Source organism: Breznakia sp. PF5-3, from assembly GCF_029504745.1.
GTDB lineage: Bacteria > Bacillota_I > Bacilli_A > Erysipelotrichales > Erysipelotrichaceae > Breznakia.
This window is the reverse complement of record NZ_JAQFIQ010000021.1, coordinates 1-22168: the sequence shown is the minus strand read 5'-3', so window position 1 is coordinate 22168 and position 22168 is coordinate 1. Positions and strand designations below refer to the sequence as shown.

The following is a 22168-nucleotide window of genomic DNA, read 5'->3' as shown; positions in this document are numbered from 1 at the left end:
TATGAAAAATAATACAAATAAACTTAATCAGCGCCTGGATTTGGCATATCTAGTTCTATGCTGTATTAACTTCATTATCATTTCTTTTATTTCTGGAGTTATGTACATTTGTATCCAAAGAATGATTGATAATCATTCTTCACTTTATTTTTTGGAAAAATTAAGTACCTTACCTCCTTCTCCACCCTATCAAATAATTGTCTTTTCTATTATTTCATTTGGCATTTTATTATGTTTGCTACAAATCAAAAAAATTCAAGAATTAACACGTTTCATGAATGTTTTTATTTATATCACAGTAATTTCCTTAAGCATGATTATTATGTACTATACCAGTTTTGCAAATAATTCCATCTTACTACTAGTAATGACCAATTTTTTTGTATATGCTAGGTTTAATGAAAAACGTTATTTATATTTATTCATTACTGTTATTATTTATATGCTATGTAATTTCAATCTGTTATCTTTTATACCAATGGTTTCATTTAATGATTATACTTCTTTTTTTGGTAGTGATACACAAAATATTTTAAATGTAATTATGAATTCATTAAATACGATTAGCATTGTTTTATTTTTATTAATCATGGTGATGATGATTTTAAAAGAAGTAAATGAAAGTAGAAGGGTTTTACAATTAAATAGTGAATTACAGCTTTTGAATAAACAATTACAAGAATATGCAAGTATTCAAGAAAAAATGGGAGAAACAAAAGAACGAAATCGTTTGGCTAGAGAAATACATGATACTTTAGGGCATACACTAACTGGTTTGTCTATGGGCATTGATGCATCAATGATGTTACTTGATGATAATCCAGAGGCATCTAAAAAGCAATTAGAGCGTTTATCTAAAACGGCTAGACAAGGTCTTACCGATGTACGTCGATCAGTCAACAAGCTACGTCCTGATGCCCTTGAAAGACATACTTTAAAAGAAGCCATTGAACAGATGATTGCCGATTTTCAATTACTTTCTGATATTGAAATACGCTTTGCTTGCCATATGCCAACCTTAGCTTTTGAACCTGATGAAGAAGATACTATTTATCGTATTATTCAGGAATCTATAACAAACTCCGTTCGACATGGGAATGCAACAAAAATATTTGTTTCGATTGCACTGGATAACAATAATATAATATTATTAATTGAAGATAATGGAATCGGAAGTAAAAAAATACAGTATGGATTTGGTTTACATCATATGAAAGAGAGAATTGATTTGTTGAATGGAACGATGCGTGTCTATGGTCTAGATGGGTTTGTTGTGGTCGCTGAAATTCCACTGCGGAAGGAGAATATGAATGATTAATATTATTATTGCGGATGATCAAGAATTAATTAGAGAAAGTTTAAATATCTTATTGAATGCAAAAGATGATTTTCAAGTTATTGATTTAGTTAAAACAGGTGCTGAGGTATTAAATAGTATCCAAAAAAAGAAACCTGATCTAATTCTAATGGATATTAGAATGCCTGAGATGGATGGTGTGCAGTGTACAAAGATCATCAAAGAAACGTATCCTGATATTCAAATCATTTTGTTGACTACTTTTGATGATGATGAATATATCTATAACGCATTAAAATATGGAGCAGATGGATATTTATTGAAAGAAGTATCTCCTAATGAACTAACTTCTGCTATTAAAACAGTGCATAATGGTGGTTCCATCATTCATCCTAATGTTGCAACAAAGGCTATCAACTTATTTTCAGAAATGGCAAATCATAGCCAAGTAAATATCCAAACTGATGAAAGTGGTGTTCAAAATTTAAGTGATAAAGAATGGCAAGTAATCGAAAAGGTTGGTTTAGGTCTTTCAAATAAAGAAATTGCTCATGAACTTCATTTTACAGAAGGTACTATTCGCAATTACTTAAGTATTATTCTAGACAAATTACAACTTCGCGATCGCACGCAGTTGGCAATTTGGTATCTACAAAGCGGAAATCGCAAAAATAGTTCACACGAATGAAACGAAAATATATAATATCAATTATAGCAATTGCTATCTGTTTATGCGTTGGAGTTGGATATGCGATCATCCAAAGTTCTCATAAAGTAATTACCATTGGGGTTTTTGCGGGAAGTAATTGGGATGTCCCTACGGCAGACTCTTATCAAATTGTTCAAAATGTTATAGAGCGCTACGAAAAGGAACATCCTAATGTTCGTGTAAAATTTATGAGCGGGATTAGAAAAAGTGATTATTCAGAGTGGTTAGCAGGGGAAACTTTAAATGGTGATGCACCTGATATTTTCTTTGTTCTATCTGATGATTTTACAACCTTTCATCAAGTTGGTTTACTTGAAAACTTAGACTCTTATATTGCTAATGATAATAATTTTGATACAGAAGCCTATTACCCTTCCTCTTACGCTACTGGAATGGATAATAACCATATGTATGCATTACCCTATGAAAGTGTTCCTAACCTTGTCTTTGTAAATAAGTCATTATTAGAGAAGGAAGGTATTTCACTACCTAACAATAATTGGACATGGAATGATTTTTATGAAATTTGTAAAAAGGTATCAAAAGATACAGATAATGATGGAAAAATAGATCAATTTGGCGTTTATGGATACACATGGGAAGATGCTATGTTTGCAAATGGAATTGCTCTTTTTGATGAAAAAGAAGACGTTAATGATTTCAATAATACCAACGCGATTGAATCAATTCGATTTTTACGACAATTAAACGAATTGAATGACAATGTTCATGTCACTTCACAAATGTTTGATGAAGGAAATGTTGCTTTCTGTATCATGCCATTTTCTGAATATCGCACTTATAAACCTTATCCCTGGAAAGTAAAAAAATACTCTAACTTTGAATGGGATTGTGTAATGCTTCCTTCGGGTCCCAATGGTGATAACATTTCAAAGGTTGATACATTATTAATTGGTATGAATGCTCAATCAAAGCATAAAGATGAAGCTTGGGAACTACTAAAACTTTTATCCTATGATCAGCAAACACAATTAGAAATTTTTAAGCATTCACAAGGGGTATCCGTTTTACGTGAGATAACAAAATCTGAGGAAGCAATTGATATTATTTCCAGTGATACTCCAGGGGATAGCCTATTTCAAATGTATCTATTAAATGAAGTAATGGAAAATGGAAAGACACAATATCGGTTCAAAAAATTTGAAAGCGTTACTTCTTTGATTGATAATGAAATATATAGAATCATAAATAGTGAAAGTGATATTAAAACGGAAATGGTTTCTTTACAAAATAAAATTGAAACCTCACTAAAAGAATAAAAAGGTCAAGAACCACTATATGGTTCTCAACCTTTTTTTAATATCTAGATTTTCCAAAATAGAACAATGCCACTGTACCAGGTCCTGAATGAGCTCCAATCACTGGTCCAATATCAGATATAATAACATCTGCGACTGGAACACTTTCTATAATTTTATCTTTTAAAAACTGTGCATCTTCCAAACAGTCCCCATGTGATATCATAATCACTTGACCTTTTGGTTCTAAAATTGTATCTTTCAATTTTTGTGCTAGTGTACTTAGCGATTTCTTTCTACCATGTGCCTTTGATATACTTACCAAATGTCCCGTCTCATCAACATGTAAGACTGGTTTAATACTTAATGCTGAACCAACAATCGCTGTTGCAGCTGAAACACGTCCTCCACGTTTCAAATGATGTAAATCATCCACTGTAAACCAATGTGCAAAATTTTGCACATGACTTTCCAACCATTCTTTGTTTTCTTCTATTGTCATCCCTTGTTCACGATTCAAGCAAGCATAATATACCATCAGCCCTTCACCTGCCGAAGCTGCTAAAGAGTCAATTGTGATAATCTTTCGTTCGGGAAACTTTTCCGTTAACTCATTGATTGCGATTACAGATGATTCATATGTACTACTTAATCCAGAAGAAAAGGCAACATATAAAATATCATTCCCTGCTTCTAGATATGGTGTTAAAAATTCAGTATAAGTGAATGGGTTGATTTGTGACGTAGATGCCATAGAACCATTACGAAGACGATCATAAAATTTTATTTCCTTAAATACTTTAAAATCTGCACTATGTAAATGCTTTTCATCATCGATCGTAAATTCCATCGGAATTACTTTGATATCATATCGATCGATAAGATCAAGTGATAAATCACATGTACAGTCTGTTACAATTGTATATTTTTTCATTTTTATCTCCCTTATATGACATATATTATATCGGTTAATTTATAATCTTACAAGTTCCAAATATCGATGCTCACATAGTTTCACAAAAAACTATGATAATTGAATGAATTAGATTTCATATAGTAATAGTGCAAGGTAACTACCTTGCATGTATGTTATCCCTATTACATACATTTCTATCCCCTTATAAACACACACAAAAAGAAAAGAAGTATCATAATATTTATACTTCTTTTCTTTTTGTTTTATACAACTTTGCTTTTTCAATAAGTTTATTGTAACAATCTAACATATAGGCTTCTTCTACTTTATCATTTAGCTCGCGAATTGAAATCCAACAAACATCACTATTTTCATCTGGCTTTATTATTAAATCTTGTTTATCATCTGCTTGAAATAAATATGTAAAATTAATATGCATATGCTCTTTGATAAGCTTTCCATGTTTTTTATGTTTTTTCACATCAAGAATATCGAATGCAAAAAGATCCTCGCTTAATAAAGAATACTTTTGAATACCCGTTTCTTCTTCTAATTCCTTACTAGCAACATGAATTAAATCACTACATCCATCTACATGTCCCCCACTCCAAGAATAACTTTGATAAATGTTATGATAGACCATTAATACTTTATCAAAATTTTGGTTTACAACCCAAGCAGAAGCACTTAGATGAAAGTTCTCATTTGTCCTAGTGAGTAAATCCTTTTCATATTGTAGCTTATCCAAAAAATAATTTTTATCTTTTTGCTCTTGTTCATTAAAGGGCTGATAGTCTACTATAGCTTTTATAATATTATCAATCTGTTTCATTTTTATCCTCCAAATATTGTATCACTGCTTCACAATAAACTTTAAATGCTGTTGGTAATGCATACATTGTTTCCAATTCATCTATTGTAATAAATAAACCTTTATTTGGTTTTTCTAATACTATCAAATACCCTTTCATATGCCACTCGATATGTGAAAAAATATGTTTAGCTTTCGTTAAAGGTATTATTTTTTCCATAGGATAGTTTTCTACTACATATTCTTCTAATGCTTTTTTAGTGTAGTGTTGATTAATGTTTGGAAATTCATATAATCCTGCTAGCAAACCTTTATCTTCGCGTTTTTGAATTTGTAATTTATTTTTATAAACAAATACAAAAACACTTCTTTTTTCAATTCTACGTCTTTTCTTAGGGCTTTTGTTAGGAAGATGTGGAGCTTTTCCACTTTGATACCCTAGGCAATCCTTTGCAAGAGGACATATATTACATCGTGGTGCTGCATTTGGCACACAGATGAGTGCTCCAATTTCCATTAACGCTTGATTAAATGCATCTGCATGATTTTTTGGAATGTAAGATTTTATAATAGTTTGAAACTTCTTTTTAGTTGCTTCTTTTAAAATATCATCTTCACTTACAAGAACTCTTGAGAAAACCCGCAATACATTCCCATCTACAGCCGCTACAGGCTGTTTAAAAGCAATAGACGCAATGGCACCTGCAGTATAGCTTCCAATCCCTGGAAGCGTTAATAGCATCTCATAATCGCTTGGTAATTTACCATCATATTGTTCAACACAAACAATGGCACACTTCTTCATATTTTTCACTCGATTATAGTATCCCAAACCTTCCCACATCTTATGCAACTTCTCATCTGTTGCCTCTGCTAAGTCATAAAGTGAAGGAAATGCTTTCATAAACCTTTCAAAATATGGCCTCACAGCTTCTACTCTTGTCTGCTGTAACATGATTTCACTAACCCATACACGATAAGGCGTTGGTTCACTACGCCAAGGCAATATTCGAGCATTCTCATCATACCATTGTAATAAATTTTCTGTAAATGTTTCCTTATTATGTCGCATATTAAAATTATACCATATAAGACTAAAAACATTGCTACAGTATCTGTAACAATGTTCTTTTCTTATAGATCATCCTCCAAAGCACTTGATTTTGCATATGCACTCGATTTTGCTTCAAAGAAATCGGTTTTGATTAGATTTGCATTCGCATACATACTTACCCATTCCATAGAAGAAGGTTCATTTTCATAACCTTCATATAAAGGACCAAACTCTAAACCCGTACTCCTTAAATTACCAAGGTAGCGAATATAATCTTCAACCATTTGCATGGTTAATCCTTCAATCTTATCACCTATAACATATTTTCCCCATTTGATTTCTTGCTCGACACCTTCACGCATCATATCTTTGTAATATTCAACTTTTTCATCAGTGAATAAATCTGGTTCTTCTTTCTTCAATTCTAAAATAATTGATCTAAATAACCATAAATGTGTATTTTCATCCCGATTAATATAACGAATTTCCTGCACTGATCCAGGCATCTTTCCCATTCTTCCAAGATTATAGAAAAACATAAATCCTGAATAAAAATAAATGCCTTCCAAAATATAATTTGCAATTATTGTTTTCATTAAATGAAAGCGATCTTTATGAAGTTGAAAATCATTATAAAGATCCCCAATAAATTTATTTCGCGATAGCAAATGTTCATCGTTTTTCCATTGATACAAGATATCGCTACGTTCTTCTGGAGAACAAATCGTATCTAACATATAACTATAGCTTTGTGAATGAACAGCTTCTTGAAAGGCTTGTATTGTTAAACACAAATTTACTTCATTTGCTGTAACATATTCAGCCACGTTTGGTAAATTCGCGGTTTGAATGCTATCCAAGAAAATCAAGAATGAGAGCGTTTTATCATATGCTGTCCTTTCCGCTTCATTAAGATTTCGATAATCTTTAATATCCTGATTCATATTAATTTCTTCTGGTACCCAAAAATTATTCATTGCTTGGCGATACCAATTTGATACCCATGTATATTTCATATTATTAAAATCATTTAAATTGGTAGTATTACCATTGATCATTCTTCGATGTAAGACATTGCTATCTCCATTCTCATTAAATAATGCCTTCTTGTGTAAGTCGCTCATTGTTTTCCTCCTATTATGATGCACATGATTCACATTCTTCTACTTCTAATGCTTTACTTCTAACATAATAAATTGTCTTCACACCACGTTCCCATGCTCTAATATATAGATTTAAAAGCTCTGACATTCGATACTCATTAGTAACATATAAATTCACAGATTGTGCTTGATCGATATGACGTTGACGAATTCCTGCCGCATCAATTACCCATCGTTGGTCAATCTGATGAGCATTTTTATATAACCAATATGTTTTACCATCAAGATCTGGTGCAACTCTAGCAATCATGCTACCTTTCTTTTCTTCTAAAAAGTATTTATTCATAATTGGATCTACCGCAGCTGTTGTTCCCGCAATAATAGACGTAGAACTTGTAGGAGCAATAGCCATAAGATATGCATTACGAATTCCATATTGTTTTACATCAGCTCTTAATTCTGTCCATCTTTCACTTGTATAATTTCGTTTATCAAAATATGCACCATTATCCCAATCACTACCCTTAAATAACGAATAGTAGTCTTTTTCTTTTGCTAATTCCATACTAGCATGAATTGTATAATAGTTGATATCATCATATACTTTATCAACAAAGGTTAAATGTTCTTCTGATTCAAATGCAATCCCATGTTTACTCAACATGTGATGATACCCACTCGTTCCCAATCCAATTGAACGATATTTTTGATTGGTTACCTCAGCATATGGGACTGGATAATAATTTAAATCAATTACATTATCAAGTGCTCTTACTACTACATCAATTGTATGCTTTAATTCTGTTTGATTTTCAACATCAATATTACCTAAAATTAATGATGCTAGATTACAAACTACAAAATCCCCAGGCTTACTTTTCTCTACAATGATTTCTTCATCATCTACCTTGATAATCTCTTTAGGAAGCATTTCAATTTCATGCATATTTTGTGCAATTTCTGTACATAAATTGCTACAATAAATCATTCCTTGATGAGGATTGGGATTCATAGCATTTACATGGTCACGATTAAAGGTAAAAGGTGTTCCTGTTTCAACTGCAGACTTTAAAATTAAACGAATCAAATCTTTAACCTTCATTACTCTTTTTGAAATTCTTATATCTTGTACACAATCCCAGTACTTTTCTTCCCACTCTTTGCCAAAAGAATCTTCTAATGCATAGCCTTTTACTTTCAAAATTTCATGAGGACACATCAATGACCATTCAGCATCAATATTTTCTTTTGCTAGCTTCCAAAACAAATCAGGATAACAAACCGCTGGAAATACATCATGCGCTTTCATACGATCGTCTCCGTTGTTTGTGCGTAATGATAAAAACTCTGGTAAATCTTTATGCCATGCATCCAAATATACAGCTACAGCACCTTGGCGCATTCCTAGTTGATCAACAGCTGTTGCTGTGTCATTCACTAACTTAATCCAACGAATAACCCCTCCAGCGGCTCCTTTGAAGCCTCGGATATCAGAACCAATTGCTCGCACTTTTCCAAAGTACAATCCCATACCACCACCAAACTTTGATACTTGTGCAAAGTTATCTATACTCTTATAGATATTCGTTAAAGAATCTCCCACTGTATCAATAAAGCAAGAAGACAATTGGTGATAAGGCTTTCTAGCATTTGACATTGTTGGTGTTGCCATCGTTACTTTTAAAGTACTAAGAATGTCATAAATTTCTTTCGCCCACGATACCTTCTTTTCTTTCTCGGGAATTGCTAAATGCATAGCGATCCCCATAAACATCTCTTGTACTTTCTCAAGCACATCATGATCATTATTTTGAATAAGATAACGTTTCACAACAAGTTCTAAACCACTATATGTAAATAAATAATTACGTTCTTCTTTCATATAAGTTTCCAATTCAGCTATCTCATCATCTTGATATGCTTCTCTTATATACTTTCCATAGTACCCTTCACTTTCAAGATATGCTATCTTTTCAGCAAAACTATGAATATTCAATTTCATCATTTGTGAGTCAATTTGTGCATTTAATTGATAAGTTAAAAACCGTGCTGCAATAAATTCCCATTTTGGTGCTTGCTTACTAATCAATTCAGCACTGGCTTTCATCAACATTTCCAATTGTTCATCTTTACTCATATCCACTTTAATAAAAGATTGAAATTTTTGATACAAAAGTTCCAAAGAATACACTTCATCTCCAAAATCTCGCTGTATTTTTCTCATTACTTCTATCAATTGTTCATCTTTCACAATCGCTTCAAATTTTACTAATAGTTCACGCTCTTCCGTATGCTTTTGGCGATATAAAATATATGCTTTGGCTTCTTTATAAAACTGATGCTCCATTAACTTCTCTTCTACTAAATCCTGAATGTGTTCTACATTGTGCAAAGTTCTATCATTCATAAGAATATCTTCAATTGACTTTACAATTTCTATTAGCACCGTTTCATCAATATCATTATTCTGACTTGCAAATGCTGCTTTAATCGCTTTCATAATTTTTTCTTTATTATAATCTTGTAATGTATTATCTCGCTTTTTTATTTTCATATCCATACTCCATTCTTATATCAAGTATACTAAAGTATATATGTGCCTTCTACTGACTTGCACTGTAAACTTTTTATGATTTCCATTTTCTTTCATACTTTTTTCATAATTAAAAATTTCATTTCCCATACTTTCACAAAAAGCTAAGATAATTGAAAGGTTTCAATTTTATATAGTAATAGTGCAAGGTAGTTACCTTGCATGTATGTTATCCCTATTACATACATTTCTATCCCCTTATAAACACACACAAAAAGAAAAGAAGCGCTCCTCATAATTATGTGCTTCTTTTCTTTTTTTCTTTAATTTTCTACAAGTTGATCACATTTAAAGTAATTATCTTGTACTTTTTTTCTAAAAGATTCAACAGATTCAAAATCCTTTTCTTCAAATGTTAAATTAAATACTTGCAGTGGATCCTTAATTGCATCGTATTTATCAATATTGACTTGTACTGTCGTTGTAATGATTGCCAAATCTACTTGTATTTCGGCATCTATCCCATCTTCTTCATTATAACTTTTGATGATTTTTTTCCAATCATCTTTTTTTTCTTCTAATTCTTTTTTTGATAAATCTTTATAGTTCATAACCGTAATAATTTTAACCTTTGTAATCTCATCATCCGAATAATATACTTCATAATCTAAATAATCCTTTAATGGTTGATATTCACAAACCATTAAATTTTCATTTTCTAATAGGAAGCAACCACTAGTGATACAAACTACAAGTATTGATAAAATCACATTTCTAATTCTTTTCATACTTCTCACCACCCATGATTTCATTTATTAATTTCATTACTCTTGTTAATGATTTCCCATCTTGATATTTAAAGAACCTATCTTTAAACCTTTGTATATCACCCATATCAAACTTATTTTTTACAATTGTCTCAATAACCTCTGTTTCATTTTTGCAGATTGGTCCTGGCATTTCTTTTTCATAATCTACATACAAGCCTACTTCATGACGATATTCCTCTAAATCAGGAACATAGAATAACATAGGTTTAACAAATACTGAGAAATCTAAAATAATGGCAGAATAATCAGAAATCAAGATATCTGTAACTGAGAATAATTGTTTGATACTCATTCCATTACAACATATAATTTCTTTGTTCTCTGATATTATTTTATCTTCCAATAATGGATGCATCTTATAAAGTAAAACATAATCATCGCCAAGGTTTTCTTGAATTTTATCTAAATTAATATATCCATCTTGAAACCCTTTCATTAACCGACCTCTAAATGTAGGTGCATAAAGGATAACTTTTTTTCCTATAATTTGAGGAAAACGATTTTGCATTCTGCGAACATCTTTACGAATTCGCTTTCGATCAAACAAACGATCTGTCTTAGGTATACCGGTCACTCTTACTTGTTCTGGTCTTACATTAAAAGCTTCACTAAAAGGTTCTACAAAATAATCACAATTACTAATCACATAATCATAATTTGAAATAAGATAATCCCGATTTACTGCATTTCCAAACTTCTTAATTGCACCTGTTGCATGCCACAATTGTAAAACTTTTACATTTTTTCGTTTAAACTTTGAAACTACATAATTGTTATAATCTAAGATAACCAATTTTGATGTGTTAATTTCAAATAATTGTTTAATACAAACAAATAAATATTTTAAATTTCCACTCAAAGTCTTTTCAAATTTAACCAATACATAATTTAATTCATATGTTCCTTCGCGCTCTAACGCTTTACTTAATAAAGCAAAGTCACCAGTTAGTTCCTCACTCTCCAGAGATATAAAGGTTATCTTTTTAGGATTTATTTTATAAAAAACTAAAAAGAGGCGACAAAAACTTAAAATACAATAGATTACCATCTTTCTAAGTTTCATAGCCACACCTCTTTCTAATCATTAAACATAATATTTACAACCTTTTCACAACAATGTCCATCTTGTAAATCATTAAATTCTTCATTAAACTTCGCAAGTCGTTTATAATCATAGTTACCACTTTTAATTTTCATTAAAAGTTCATCTTCATTCTTGATAATATCCCCAGGTAAAGTTTTATAAATATCAAAATAGAATCCCCGTAATTCTTCTGCATATGCATCCAAATCAAACATGTAGAAATACATTGGACGATTTAAATTCGCATAATCAAAGAAAACACTAGAATAATCAGTAATTAATACATCTGCGATAACATATAATTCATTGATATCTCTTCCAGCTCGCACATTTTTCACAAATTCGCGAATTTCTTCATCTCGCTTGAATTTATTAACAATAAGATAATGAGGTTTAAATAACACTACATATTCATCCCCAAGCACTTCCATCCATTTATGAAAATCTGCCTGCAATTCAAACGTATATCCACGTGCATTATAGGTATTATCTCGCCATGTTGGAGCATATAAGATAACTTTTTTTCCTTCAGGAATATGATATTTTTCTTTTAATACTTCTATTTCTTCTTGCGTAATATTTGTCAGATAATCATTTCTTGGATACCCTGTTTCAATCAAACGTTTGCGATCAATACGAAATGCACTTTGAAATACTTTCGTACTGAAATGATTTGGTGAAATCATATAATTGTATTTTTTAACATCATTATCATACGTGTTTGCCATTTGTTCAAATGACATTTCACTACGATAGAACGTTGTATCTTCTTTTACTTGAATGTCATGAGCCAAACGTTTCAATGGTGTTCCATGCCATGTTTGTAAATATACTTGTTCTGGTTTTTTAACAATATGCTTTGGCATCTTACAATTAATAACCCAATATTTTGCTTTAGACATATAATAGAAATATTTTAATCCATTATATCGAACGATTTTAGCACCTTCGATTTTGGTAATCTTAAATTTTTTTACTGCCCACACCATCTTATAATCTTTAAATCGTTCTTGACTCATCATATACTTATGCAAATATTTTGGATTACATGCGTATCCGCGCCCATGATAAGCAATAAAAATAATTGTTTTATCATCTACAGAAATTCTTGGATTTATTTTCTTATAAATGATTTTTGAAATTTTAGTAACACACCGTCTAATAAATCGCATTATTTTCCGTAGTGTTTTCCGTATTTTTCTTTTTGTTCTCCTAATGATTCTCAAAGTATTACTCCCCTTGATTTTTTAGCTCTGCTTTTATCTGAGTTGTACTTACTCCCTCTGTACGAGGTAAATATACAACTTCACAGTATTCTTCTAAAAAGTCAAATTCTCCTTTCCAGTCGTCTCCAATGACAAAGACATCCGCATTGTATTTTTGAACATCCTCAACCTTTTGATCCCAAGAATCTTCAAAAATTACTTTATCTACATATTTAATTGCTTCTACTATTGCTGCACGATCAACATCTTTAACATAACATGTTTTATCTTTTTCTTCTTTATTAAACCGGTCGCTAGAAACAGCAACAATCAAATAGTCACCTAGTTCTTTTGCTCTTTTCAACATATTTAAATGACCTACATGAAATAAATCATATGTTCCATATGTAATCACTGTTTTCATTTTACGATCCTCTCTTCAAACAATTCCTCTTTGAATTGTTTTTGCTCTTTCTTACTTTTCTTTTTAAAGTCTTCTACATAATTTTCATATAAATCTGCAATTTCTTGCATTTTTCCTTGTGCTTTTAATTCCCCACCTTCAATCCAAATACCATCTTCACAAAACTCACGTATTTGATTAATTGAATGGGAAATGAAGAAAATAGTTTTTCCTGTGGTTCTGAGTTCATTCATCTTATCCATACATTTTGCTGCAAAAGCTTTATCTCCAACAGATAGTGCTTCATCAACAATAATAATATCTGGATCAAGACATATTGAAATTGAAAATCCCAATCTGGATTTCATTCCACTAGAATACTTTTTTACTGGTTGGTATAAAAATTCCCCCAATTCAGCAAACTCTATAACACCCTCTGTAATCTCTTGAATTCTTTTTTTACTCAATCCTAAAAGGGCCCCTTTTACTTTAATATTTTCCAATCCTGTCAATTGGTTATTCAATCCAGCTTTAATAGCAATAAGTGCTTGTTCTCCACGAATGCTAACACTTCCATTTGTTGGTGATGAAATCCCTGCCAAAATATTCGATAAAGTACTTTTCCCACTACCATTTGTTCCTAAAATACCAACAATGCTTCCTTTTTTTATATTAAAGGATACATCCTTTAATGCATAAAATTGTTTTTTAGGAGCAAATCTCCGTTTACTCTTATTTTCTAATTTATAGATTTTATCTACATTTTTAAACTCTACGATATATTTTTCATTCATATTATCACCTACAGCATATCGATAAACTTGTGTTTAAAACGATACATCAAGTTACTACCTATCACAAACATAACAATAATCAACCCCCAGAAAAATGCTGTCTGTGCAGGATGATTCATAAAACTATCTTGAAAAAACAAACTTCCTCGATACCCTTCAACAATATAATATAATGGATTCATTTTCATAATAATTTGATATTTCTCAGGTATATTTTCCATTGTCCATAAAATAGGAGTTAAATACATCAACATTCGCATACATGCTGTTACTAATTTTTTCACATCTCTTGTGAACATGTTTAAAACACTTGTAATCATTCCTAAAGAAATCGAAAAACAAATTGCACAGAACATATAATATAAGATTTGAAACCACATTAGGTTAGGTTGATGACCTCTGACAAACAAAATGGTTATCACTAGTGTAATCATAATTATATGGTTAAATAACTCTTTCAATACAATGGTAGCTGGTAATATACTAACAGGAAATTTCATTTTTGTTATAATATTACGTTTTTCATAAATACAACTTACCCCTTTTGTTATACATGGACTTATAAAGAACCAGACTGTAATTCCAACAATCATCCAAGGTAAAAAACTAACGATTCCTACTCCACGTCCCTTACGTATTCCAATACCAAAAACAAACCAAAAGGTTGCCATTTGGATAAGTGGATTTGCTATATTCCAGAATATCCCTAATTTAGAGTCTCTCATATCTGCTAATAGTTCATATTTCGCAATCGAAAAAATCCGATATAGATTTGTGATATTCTCTTTTAAAACAAAAAAAACACTTTTCATTTTCTCACCTTTTCAAAATCCCTCACCTATTTATTTTATACTATTTGCTATATATTTACAATATCAACAAGTTTTTAGAATAGAAAGTGCTATAAATGAAAAAACGTTCTATAATAACTGTAAATTATAAAAGCTAATTTTAATTTAATTAAAAAAAGATAGGCTGATGAAGCAAATTTCAATTCTTCTTAATGTATTAATTTTACTTATAAAAATGAGTTAATCATTGCACAAAAAAGACATTAGCCTCTTTGTGAAATGGCCAATGCCCTTTTGATACTTATATTCTACTCATTACTCTCCAATCCCTTTTCTCATCTATTTAGGAATTCTTACAATTGGTGGTGTTACTTGTGGATTCATCAAGAAATAACTTAATCTCGCTGAATCATAAGAATCTATCATTCCATTCCCATTCGCATCACTCAATAATAATGCTTCTGGTGTCATTGCTATATTTCCCATTAAATAATTATTAAACATTGCATTATCATAAGAGTCTACAACTCCATTCCCGTTGTAGTCAAATAAATATGCTTCATAGTAATCTACACTCACACTTACCACTACATCCTTACTTACACTTCCTTTTTCAAAACTTACATCATATTTCCCTTCTGTTCCATTTTTGATTGTTGTAAACTTACTTGCTACTACATCTGGGATTCCTTTTCTTCCATCAGCATAATATACTTCTGCTTTACATTTTGTAATTAAATCTTCCTTCACATTCAACCCTTTTGCTTCGTCTACACTCAATGTTGCATCTTCTGCATAAATTGCTAAATCTCTTTCTGGCCCGATTTGTGCCCCATCTTTTACGACAGTTACTTTTACATCCTTCGCTACACTTACTCCATCTTCCACATAGGAATATTTCACATTGTAACTTCCCAAAGTTCCTGCTTTTATCTTCGCCAACTCACTTGTCGTTACACTTGGATTGGTTGTTGTTCCATCACCAAAATATACCATCGCTGCATTATATCTTATTAAACCATTTTCATTCGCTATTCCTTTAGCTTCACTTTGTGTAATTACTGCATCTTTGGCATATACTGCAAAGGTTCTTTCTGGGGATATCTCACTTCCATCTGGACATACTGTTACTTTCACCTTCTTTTGTGTATAGTTATTCCCGTTTCCATAACTATATGTAACTTCATATACTCCTACAACTCCATTATTTAACTCTGTCCATTTTGATGTTAATATATCTACATTCGGTACCGTTGAACCACTTCCATCTGTAAAGACTACCTCTGCTTTATTGATTTGTAGCAATTCTTGTTTTCCTAATAATGCTTTGGCTTCACTTTGACTCATCAATGCATCTTGCGCTTTCAAAATAAAGTCTTCATCTGGAGATATTTGTCCCTTCACTACAGTGACACTTGCCGCTACTTCTACGGCATTCGCTCCACTTCCATAACTATAATAATTCATATGTGGTTTTTCTAATGAGTTTCCTGATTGAATCAATGCAAATTCTGGTGCTCGTACTACTGGATCGGTAGTTGTTCCATCTGCAAATGTTACTGCTGCTTCATTGTATGCGATTAAATCTTCTTTCACATTCAATGCTCTTGCTTGCTCTTGGGTTATCACTTTATTTTTTGCTGATACTACAAACTTGCGATCTGGTGATATCTTCCCATCCTTGATGGTTATCTTCACTCCTCTACTCACATTCCCATATGTATATGTAATCGGATATGTTCCTTCTACTCCTGCTAAAATCATTGACTCATATGGTGAACTTGCACTTACTTCACTTGTTTTATCTATACTACCTTCTTTTGCTGTTACTTTATTATATATCTTTACTCCATTTAAATCGGCTAAGGCTTGTGCTTCACTTGGGCTCATAATTCCATCTTGCGCTTCCACGCTTACTGCTATTTCAATGACAAATAATCCTACTTCCTTAGTTTCCTGATTGCTTCCACTTCCATATCCAAATATAACCGCATACAGCCCTACTTTCCCTTGTGTCACTTCTCCCCATGCTTCTTTATCTTTACTTGCTGTTAATACCGAAACACTTGGTTGTCCACTTCCTCCATTTGCTAATTCTACTCTTGCTTGATGGACTGATATCAATTCATTTCTATTCGTTAACTGCTTTGCTTCCGCTGCATGCATTACTGCTGTATTCGCATAGATTACAAATGAACGATCCGGTGGAATTACTCCTCCATCTTCAACTACTCTTACATTTACTGTTTTACTTTGTCCTTTATAACTATACTCTACTTTATACGTTCCCAAGATTCCTGCTTTTATTGCTGACCAACTTGCTACTGTTGCGATTGGTGTTACACTTGTTCCATTTACACTTGCTCTTGCATCGTTATATGCTAATAATGCTTGTTCATCTTTTAATGCTTGCGCTTCACTTTGTGTAATCACCGCATCCTTGGCACTTATTACTATTATCTCTTCACTTTTCGTTATTGTTATACTTACTGTTTTACTTTGCCCTCCATAACTGTATGTCACACTATACGTTCCTGGAGTTCCTGATAAAATTGCTACACTGCTACTTGCACTTACATTTACTTCACTTGTTTTATCCACTCCATTTAATCTTGCGATGACTCCATTATATGGTTTTAGATTACTTAAATTACCCAATGCTTTCGCTTGCGTATCACTCATTGTTCCATCACTTGCATTCAATACAATTACATCTGGATCCTTCGATACAGTGATACTTACGGTCTTACTTTGTCCTCCATATGTATACGTTACACTGTACGTTCCTACAATTCCACTCAAGATTGCACTTGTACTTGTAGAGCTCACATTTACTGAAGATGTAACATCATTTCCATTCAAACTTGCACTCACTTGATTGTATGGTTTTAAGTTACTTAAAACTCCTAATGCCTTCGCTTGCGATGATGTTAGTGTTCCATTTATTGCATTTAAAGTAATCACATCTGGATCTGCTACCACTGTAATATTTACGGTCTTACTTTGTCCTCCATAACTATATGTTATTGGATAGGTTCCTAATTTCCCCAATAAAATATCTATTTCATTTGGTGATGTTGCTGTTACTTGCCCTGTCACAATAGTTCCGTTTAGTGTCGCTTTTACATTATTATATTTCCTTAAACTATCTAAACTTACGTATTTCTTTACTTCACTTACACTTATGCTTCCATCACTTGCATTCAATACAATTACATCTGGATCTGCTACCACTGTAATATTTACGGTCTTACTTTGTCCTCCATATGTATACGTTACACTGTACGTTCCTACAATTCCACTCAAGATTGCACTTGTACTTGTGGAACTCACATTTACTGAAGATGTAACATCATTTCCATTCAAACTTGCACTTACTTGATTGTATGGTTTTAAGTTACTTAAAACTCCTAATGCCTTCGCTTGCGATGATGTTAGTGTTCCATTTATTGCATTTAAAGTAATCACATCTGGATCTTTCGATACAGTGATACTTACGGTTTTACTTTGTCCTCCATAACCATATGTTACATTATATGTTCCTGGGGTCCCTGCTAATATCGCACTGTTATTACTCGTACTTACACTTACTTCATTTATTTTATTTACTCCATTCAAACTTGCACTTACATTATTATATGATTTTAGATTACTTATATTTCCTAGTGCTTTCGCTTGCGTATCACTCATTGTTCCATTGCTCGCATTTAAAATATAGGAATCTGTTTTAGTAACTGTAATCGTTACGGTTTTGGATGAATTATTATATGTATAATTTGATGCTTCCGTTGTATAAGTTACACTATAGGTTCCTGGTATTCCTGCCAAAATAGCATCAGTATCCTTTGATTCTACAATTACCTCACGTGTTCTATCTATTGCTTTGTTCGGATTTAAAACACCACTTCGTCCATAATCATCTATTCTTCCACTTACTTTATTATATGATTTTAAATTTTTCAAATTACCTAATGTTTTTGCTTGTGTATCACTTATTGTTCCATTGCTTGCTTCTATAATGGTAGCAAATCTAGGTACGACAGTAATCTTTACTGTTTTCGTTATGTTTGCATTGATATACGTTATACTATAAGTTCCTGATTTTCCTGCTCGAAAATTATCGCGATTTTCATAAGTATCAAATTTTGCTGCAACAAGATGTGTATTATCAACACCATCCTTAGTAGCAACAACCTTATTATCATTTATTGGAATTGGCAATGGCCCAGGTTCCCTATAGGATCTCGCATAATAATCAGTTATTATCCCATCCTTCGCATCTAAAGTATATTTATGACTTTTATTTTCAATTGTAAGTTTTACTGTAGTACTTACTGGCGTCTCTGAAACAGGGTTATATTGAAACGTGATGTTGTAAGTTCCTACTTTTCCCATTTTTATTGAATACCAATCTGCCTCTGATACAATTGTCTCTACTAATTTTTGATTCCAAGTACTTGTATCCTCTCCATTAACTTTTACATTATGACATGATCGTATTAGATATGCTTCATAATATATCATATCCCCTCTATTCGTATAAAGCATTTCTAATGAATTTACAGTTGCGTTCGTTGCTGTTATAACATTTGCTCTTGCGTTTCTATTCTTTAAAACAGTTATATTTACTGTTTTACTTTGGCCTTCAAAACTATAAATAACACTATAAATTCCTGGTACTCCAGATAAAATAGCTGTTTCATAAGAGGTTCTCACACTCACTTCGCTTGTCTTATCTACCGCATTCAATGTCGCATGAACATTATTGAACGATTTTAAACTTCCTAAATTATCCAAATCTTGTGCTTGCGAAACACTTATTGTGCCATCACTTGCTGTTAATTCAACAGTATCTTCAATTTCCTTTACTTCATTCCGCTCTGTTTGTGTTTCTTCGTTTATTTCAGTTTCTGATGCTTCTTCATTCGCTTGTACACTTTGCGGTATACTGATTGCTGATAATGAAATAAACATAATCATACAAACTAGAAATATTTTCTTAAACACAGTTAATAAACTAATCTTTTTCATTTTTTTCCTCCTTAAAACTTTATAATAATTTTCGCCCTACAATTTATGACGAAATGAAAATAATTTACGTTCTATGAAACCATAGAAAATAATAATAATGGCGCCCAAAATATCGTGTGGTTGTGGTTGGACTCTAAAATAGAGTGTGGCCATTTTTTAATATGCCTAAAATATCGTGTGGCTAGTAACCTTGAAAAAGAAAAAACCTTCGTGCTAATTTATAGTTGTGATCTAAAATTATACGAAGGGAGGAATCAATATTCCTAATAAAGATTTTATCACAGCACTTTTTAATGTCCACCCTGATACCATTGAAAATTATAGTTGCTATCAAGTTGGCAATACATTTCATTATCATATTACGCTTCATATTAAAAAGCATGAATGTAAATATTGTGGTGGTCCATGTAATCCTCACGGAAAAAAAGAACGTATTATTCACCATCCTAATCTACATGACTTTGATGGCGTGATTCATTATCATGCAAGACGCTATATCTGTAAACACTGTTCAAAGACCTTTTTTGAACAGAATCATTTTACTTTTGAAGGATTCAATAATAGCTTCGCTGTAATTAATCGTGTTATAAGATATTTAGCTGATCTAGATTTAGCATTTAAGCGAATAGCAGAACTCACTGAGATATCTCCTACTTCTGTACAATTATATTTAGACAGTTATGTGAGCATTTTGAAACCCACTCTCCCTAAATGTTTAGGAATTGATGAACTACACTCTAAAAAAATGTCTGCTTCTAACAGCGCTTATTTATGCGTTCTCATAGATAACGCAAACCGTTATCCTATTGATATTTTAAACTCAAGATCAAAACGTAAGTTAGAGCGGTATTTTCAAATGTATTCATCAAAGGAGAAAAGTAAGGTGAAATTCGTAACTATTGATATGTGGCTAGCTTATTATGATATAGCTAAGAAACATTTTCCTAAGGCAAAAATAGCTGTCGACCCTTTTCATGTGGTAAAGGGAGTATGTGATGCTTTTTCTCGAATGAGATTAAATATTATGAATCAAACGCCATATGGAAGTGATGCCTATTATTTATTGAAAAATTGGCATAAGCTTCTAGAGATAAAGGATATAAATCTAGATAATGAACCACAACACAATCAACACTTTAAAAGAAAAGTTAATAAACGACAACTATTCAATATGCTTCTAGAGGTTTCTGATAGGTTAAAAATTACATATGAATTAAAAAGCAACTATCAATTTTTCAATGATACAGCTACAATTGAAAACTGTGAAGTGTGGTTAGATCATTTAATTAAAGAGTTTCAAGAATCAGGGATAAGTGAACTTAATGAGTGTACAAATACACTTATTAACTGGCATGACCAGATTATTAACTCATTTGAAAGACCCTATCATAATAGAAAACAATCAAATGCACTAGCAGAAAATATCAACGGTAAAATACGTTCATACTTAGCCTTGATTTATGGAGCAGTGAACTTTCAAAGATTACGAAAGAGAGTTTTATTAGCACTTAATAAAAAAGTGTTTTATTCAATAAGTGATCGTTTAGAGTCCGACAAACAGGAAGGACGTAAACGAGGTCCATACAACAAAAAATAGGTCGCAAAAAGATGGAACTCCTGGGTTTGTCAAGAAAAGTGTGTAAGTAGTTTTTAGAATGCTGAGTATTTGCGGATACGTTCAGCGATTTTATCGTTGATCAGCAACTGATTCATTACCATTGACCAGTTATGAATCGTTCCACCTTGCCACTTATCTTGTAACTCACAAACTCGTAAATAGAGTACTTTGAAGAGAGCGTTCTCATTTGGGAATGCTCCTTTTTTTGTGACTTTACGAAAACTAGAATGAATTGCTTCAATTGCATTTGTCGTATACATTACTTTTCGTATGTCACTTCCATAATCAAATAACTGTTCTACGTGTTTAAAATTTCGCTCCCATACATCAATTGCTCCTGGATAAGAGGAGAACTCTTTCCTAAAATTATCGAATGCTACTTGCGCTGCTTTTAAGTTTGGTGCTCCATATACTTTCTTCAATGCTTGTGTGTATTTCTTATAATCTTTACTTGGTACATAGTTTAAGGAATTGCGAATTAAGTGTACGATATATCGTTGTACCAATGCATTTGGAAATATCGATTTTGCTCCTGCTTCCAACCCACTTACTCCATCCATAGAAATGAAGAATATATCTTCTACTCCTCGATTCTTTATCTCATCAAATATCTGCATCCATTGATTCTTGCTTTTGCTTTCACTTAACCACAGCCCTAGAATATCTTTCTGACCTTTTAAATTGATTCCTAGTATTGTGTATACTGCATATTCTTTTGCCTCATAGTTAT

At 31.9% G+C, this 22168-nt stretch carries 17 protein-coding genes; 4 read left to right on the top strand and 13 right to left on the bottom strand.

Translation table 11 applies throughout. From position 1 onward, the window contains the following. The first annotated feature begins 1 nt into the window (after position 1). From M2475_RS06380 to M2475_RS06370, 3 genes are read left to right on the top strand one after another with little or no spacing between them, the layout of a single operon-like run. A complete protein-coding gene (locus M2475_RS06380) occupies positions 2-1318 on the top strand; it encodes a sensor histidine kinase (protein WP_277490332.1) in 1317 nt (438 codons plus the stop codon). Continuing rightward, positions 1311-1985 (top strand): response regulator transcription factor, encoded by a 675-nt coding sequence (locus M2475_RS06375; protein WP_277490331.1) that lies wholly within the window; start codon positions 1311-1313, stop codon positions 1983-1985. Before M2475_RS06380 ends, M2475_RS06375 begins: the two co-directional genes overlap by 8 nt. After that, the gene (locus M2475_RS06370; protein ID WP_277490330.1) at positions 1982-3286 is read left to right on the top strand and encodes a sugar ABC transporter substrate-binding protein; all 1305 of its coding nucleotides are present in this window, start codon (positions 1982-1984) and stop codon (positions 3284-3286) included. Before M2475_RS06375 ends, M2475_RS06370 begins: the two co-directional genes overlap by 4 nt. A gap of 37 nt (positions 3287-3323) precedes the next feature. Here M2475_RS06370 and M2475_RS06365 read toward each other — a convergent pair whose 3' ends face one another. The 12 genes from M2475_RS06365 to M2475_RS06310 form a co-directional block, all read right to left on the bottom strand. Beyond that, positions 3324-4199 (bottom strand): DegV family protein, encoded by an 876-nt coding sequence (locus M2475_RS06365; RefSeq protein WP_277490329.1) that lies wholly within the window; start codon positions 4197-4199, stop codon positions 3324-3326. A gap of 223 nt (positions 4200-4422) precedes the next feature. Beyond that, a complete protein-coding gene (locus tag M2475_RS06360; RefSeq protein ID WP_277490328.1) occupies positions 4423-5013 on the bottom strand; it encodes an NUDIX hydrolase in 591 nt (196 codons plus the stop codon). Next, the gene (mutY, locus tag M2475_RS06355) at positions 5000-6064 is read right to left on the bottom strand and encodes an A/G-specific adenine glycosylase (protein ID WP_277490326.1); all 1065 of its coding nucleotides are present in this window, start codon (positions 6062-6064) and stop codon (positions 5000-5002) included. The genes M2475_RS06360 and mutY overlap by 14 nt, the downstream gene beginning before the upstream one ends. Before the next feature lie 62 nt (positions 6065-6126). Next, positions 6127-7170: a ribonucleotide-diphosphate reductase subunit beta gene (locus M2475_RS06350; protein ID WP_277490325.1), complete on the bottom strand. Its 1044-nt coding sequence runs from the start codon at positions 7168-7170 to the stop codon at positions 6127-6129. A gap of 13 nt (positions 7171-7183) precedes the next feature. Beyond that, the gene (locus M2475_RS06345; RefSeq protein WP_277490324.1) at positions 7184-9703 is read right to left on the bottom strand and encodes a ribonucleoside-diphosphate reductase subunit alpha; all 2520 of its coding nucleotides are present in this window, start codon (positions 9701-9703) and stop codon (positions 7184-7186) included. Between the two features lie 302 nt (positions 9704-10005). Continuing rightward, a complete protein-coding gene (locus M2475_RS06340) occupies positions 10006-10470 on the bottom strand; it encodes a hypothetical protein (RefSeq protein ID WP_277490322.1) in 465 nt (154 codons plus the stop codon). Next, a complete protein-coding gene (locus M2475_RS06335; protein WP_277490321.1) occupies positions 10457-11575 on the bottom strand; it encodes a CDP-glycerol glycerophosphotransferase family protein in 1119 nt (372 codons plus the stop codon). The genes M2475_RS06340 and M2475_RS06335 overlap by 14 nt, the downstream gene beginning before the upstream one ends. 14 nt (positions 11576-11589) lie before the next feature. Then, on the bottom strand, positions 11590-12768 hold the full coding sequence (locus tag M2475_RS06330; RefSeq protein ID WP_277490320.1) for a CDP-glycerol glycerophosphotransferase family protein: 1179 nt from the start codon (positions 12766-12768) through the stop codon (positions 11590-11592). 58 nt (positions 12769-12826) lie between these two features. Then, complete coding sequence (tagD, locus tag M2475_RS06325) at positions 12827-13225, bottom strand: glycerol-3-phosphate cytidylyltransferase (RefSeq protein ID WP_277490319.1); 399 nt, start codon at positions 13223-13225, stop codon at positions 12827-12829. Further along, positions 13222-13998: an ATP-binding cassette domain-containing protein gene (locus tag M2475_RS06320; protein ID WP_277490318.1), complete on the bottom strand. Its 777-nt coding sequence runs from the start codon at positions 13996-13998 to the stop codon at positions 13222-13224. Before M2475_RS06320 ends, tagD begins: the two co-directional genes overlap by 4 nt. An 8-nt stretch (positions 13999-14006) precedes the next feature. Continuing rightward, complete coding sequence (locus tag M2475_RS06315; protein WP_277490317.1) at positions 14007-14810, bottom strand: ABC transporter permease; 804 nt, start codon at positions 14808-14810, stop codon at positions 14007-14009. A gap of 318 nt (positions 14811-15128) precedes the next feature. Next, a complete protein-coding gene (locus M2475_RS06310; protein WP_277490316.1) occupies positions 15129-19820 on the bottom strand; it encodes a dockerin type I repeat-containing protein in 4692 nt (1563 codons plus the stop codon). Between the two features lie 253 nt (positions 19821-20073). On the opposite strand from M2475_RS06310, the gene M2475_RS06305 reads away from it, so the two are divergent. After that, complete coding sequence (locus tag M2475_RS06305) at positions 20074-21417, top strand: ISL3 family transposase (RefSeq protein ID WP_346780382.1); 1344 nt, start codon at positions 20074-20076, stop codon at positions 21415-21417. Positions 21418-21470: 53 nt separating this feature from the next. Here the strand turns inward: M2475_RS06305 and M2475_RS06300 are convergent. After that, on the bottom strand, positions 21471-22168 hold a 698-nt coding region (locus tag M2475_RS06300; RefSeq protein WP_277490315.1), incomplete at its 5' end, for a transposase.

Excerpts from the sequence above, each read along its gene's own strand:
- M2475_RS06360 (WP_277490328.1), bottom strand. The coding sequence starts at position 5,013 with ATGAAACAGATTGATAATATTATAAAAGCTATAGTAGACTATCAGCCC.
- M2475_RS06335 (WP_277490321.1), bottom strand. The coding sequence starts at position 11,575 with ATGAAACTTAGAAAGATGGTAATCTATTGTATTTTAAGTTTTTGTCGC.
- M2475_RS06320 (WP_277490318.1), bottom strand. The coding sequence starts at position 13,998 with ATGAATGAAAAATATATCGTAGAGTTTAAAAATGTAGATAAAATCTAT.
- tagD (WP_277490319.1), bottom strand. The coding sequence starts at position 13,225 with ATGAAAACAGTGATTACATATGGAACATATGATTTATTTCATGTAGGT.
- M2475_RS06315 (WP_277490317.1), bottom strand. The coding sequence starts at position 14,810 with ATGAAAAGTGTTTTTTTTGTTTTAAAAGAGAATATCACAAATCTATAT.
- M2475_RS06375 (WP_277490331.1), top strand. The coding sequence starts at position 1,311 with ATGATTAATATTATTATTGCGGATGATCAAGAATTAATTAGAGAAAGT.
- M2475_RS06310 (WP_277490316.1), bottom strand. The coding sequence starts at position 19,820 with ATGAAAAAGATTAGTTTATTAACTGTGTTTAAGAAAATATTTCTAGTT.
- M2475_RS06330 (WP_277490320.1), bottom strand. The coding sequence starts at position 12,768 with ATGCGATTTATTAGACGGTGTGTTACTAAAATTTCAAAAATCATTTAT.
- mutY (WP_277490326.1), bottom strand. The coding sequence starts at position 6,064 with ATGCGACATAATAAGGAAACATTTACAGAAAATTTATTACAATGGTAT.
- M2475_RS06345 (WP_277490324.1), bottom strand. The coding sequence starts at position 9,703 with ATGAAAATAAAAAAGCGAGATAATACATTACAAGATTATAATAAAGAA.
- M2475_RS06380 (WP_277490332.1), top strand. The coding sequence starts at position 2 with ATGAAAAATAATACAAATAAACTTAATCAGCGCCTGGATTTGGCATAT.
- M2475_RS06340 (WP_277490322.1), bottom strand. The coding sequence starts at position 10,470 with ATGAAAAGAATTAGAAATGTGATTTTATCAATACTTGTAGTTTGTATC.
- M2475_RS06365 (WP_277490329.1), bottom strand. The coding sequence starts at position 4,199 with ATGAAAAAATATACAATTGTAACAGACTGTACATGTGATTTATCACTT.
- M2475_RS06350 (WP_277490325.1), bottom strand. The coding sequence starts at position 7,170 with ATGAGCGACTTACACAAGAAGGCATTATTTAATGAGAATGGAGATAGC.
- M2475_RS06370 (WP_277490330.1), top strand. The coding sequence starts at position 1,982 with ATGAAACGAAAATATATAATATCAATTATAGCAATTGCTATCTGTTTA.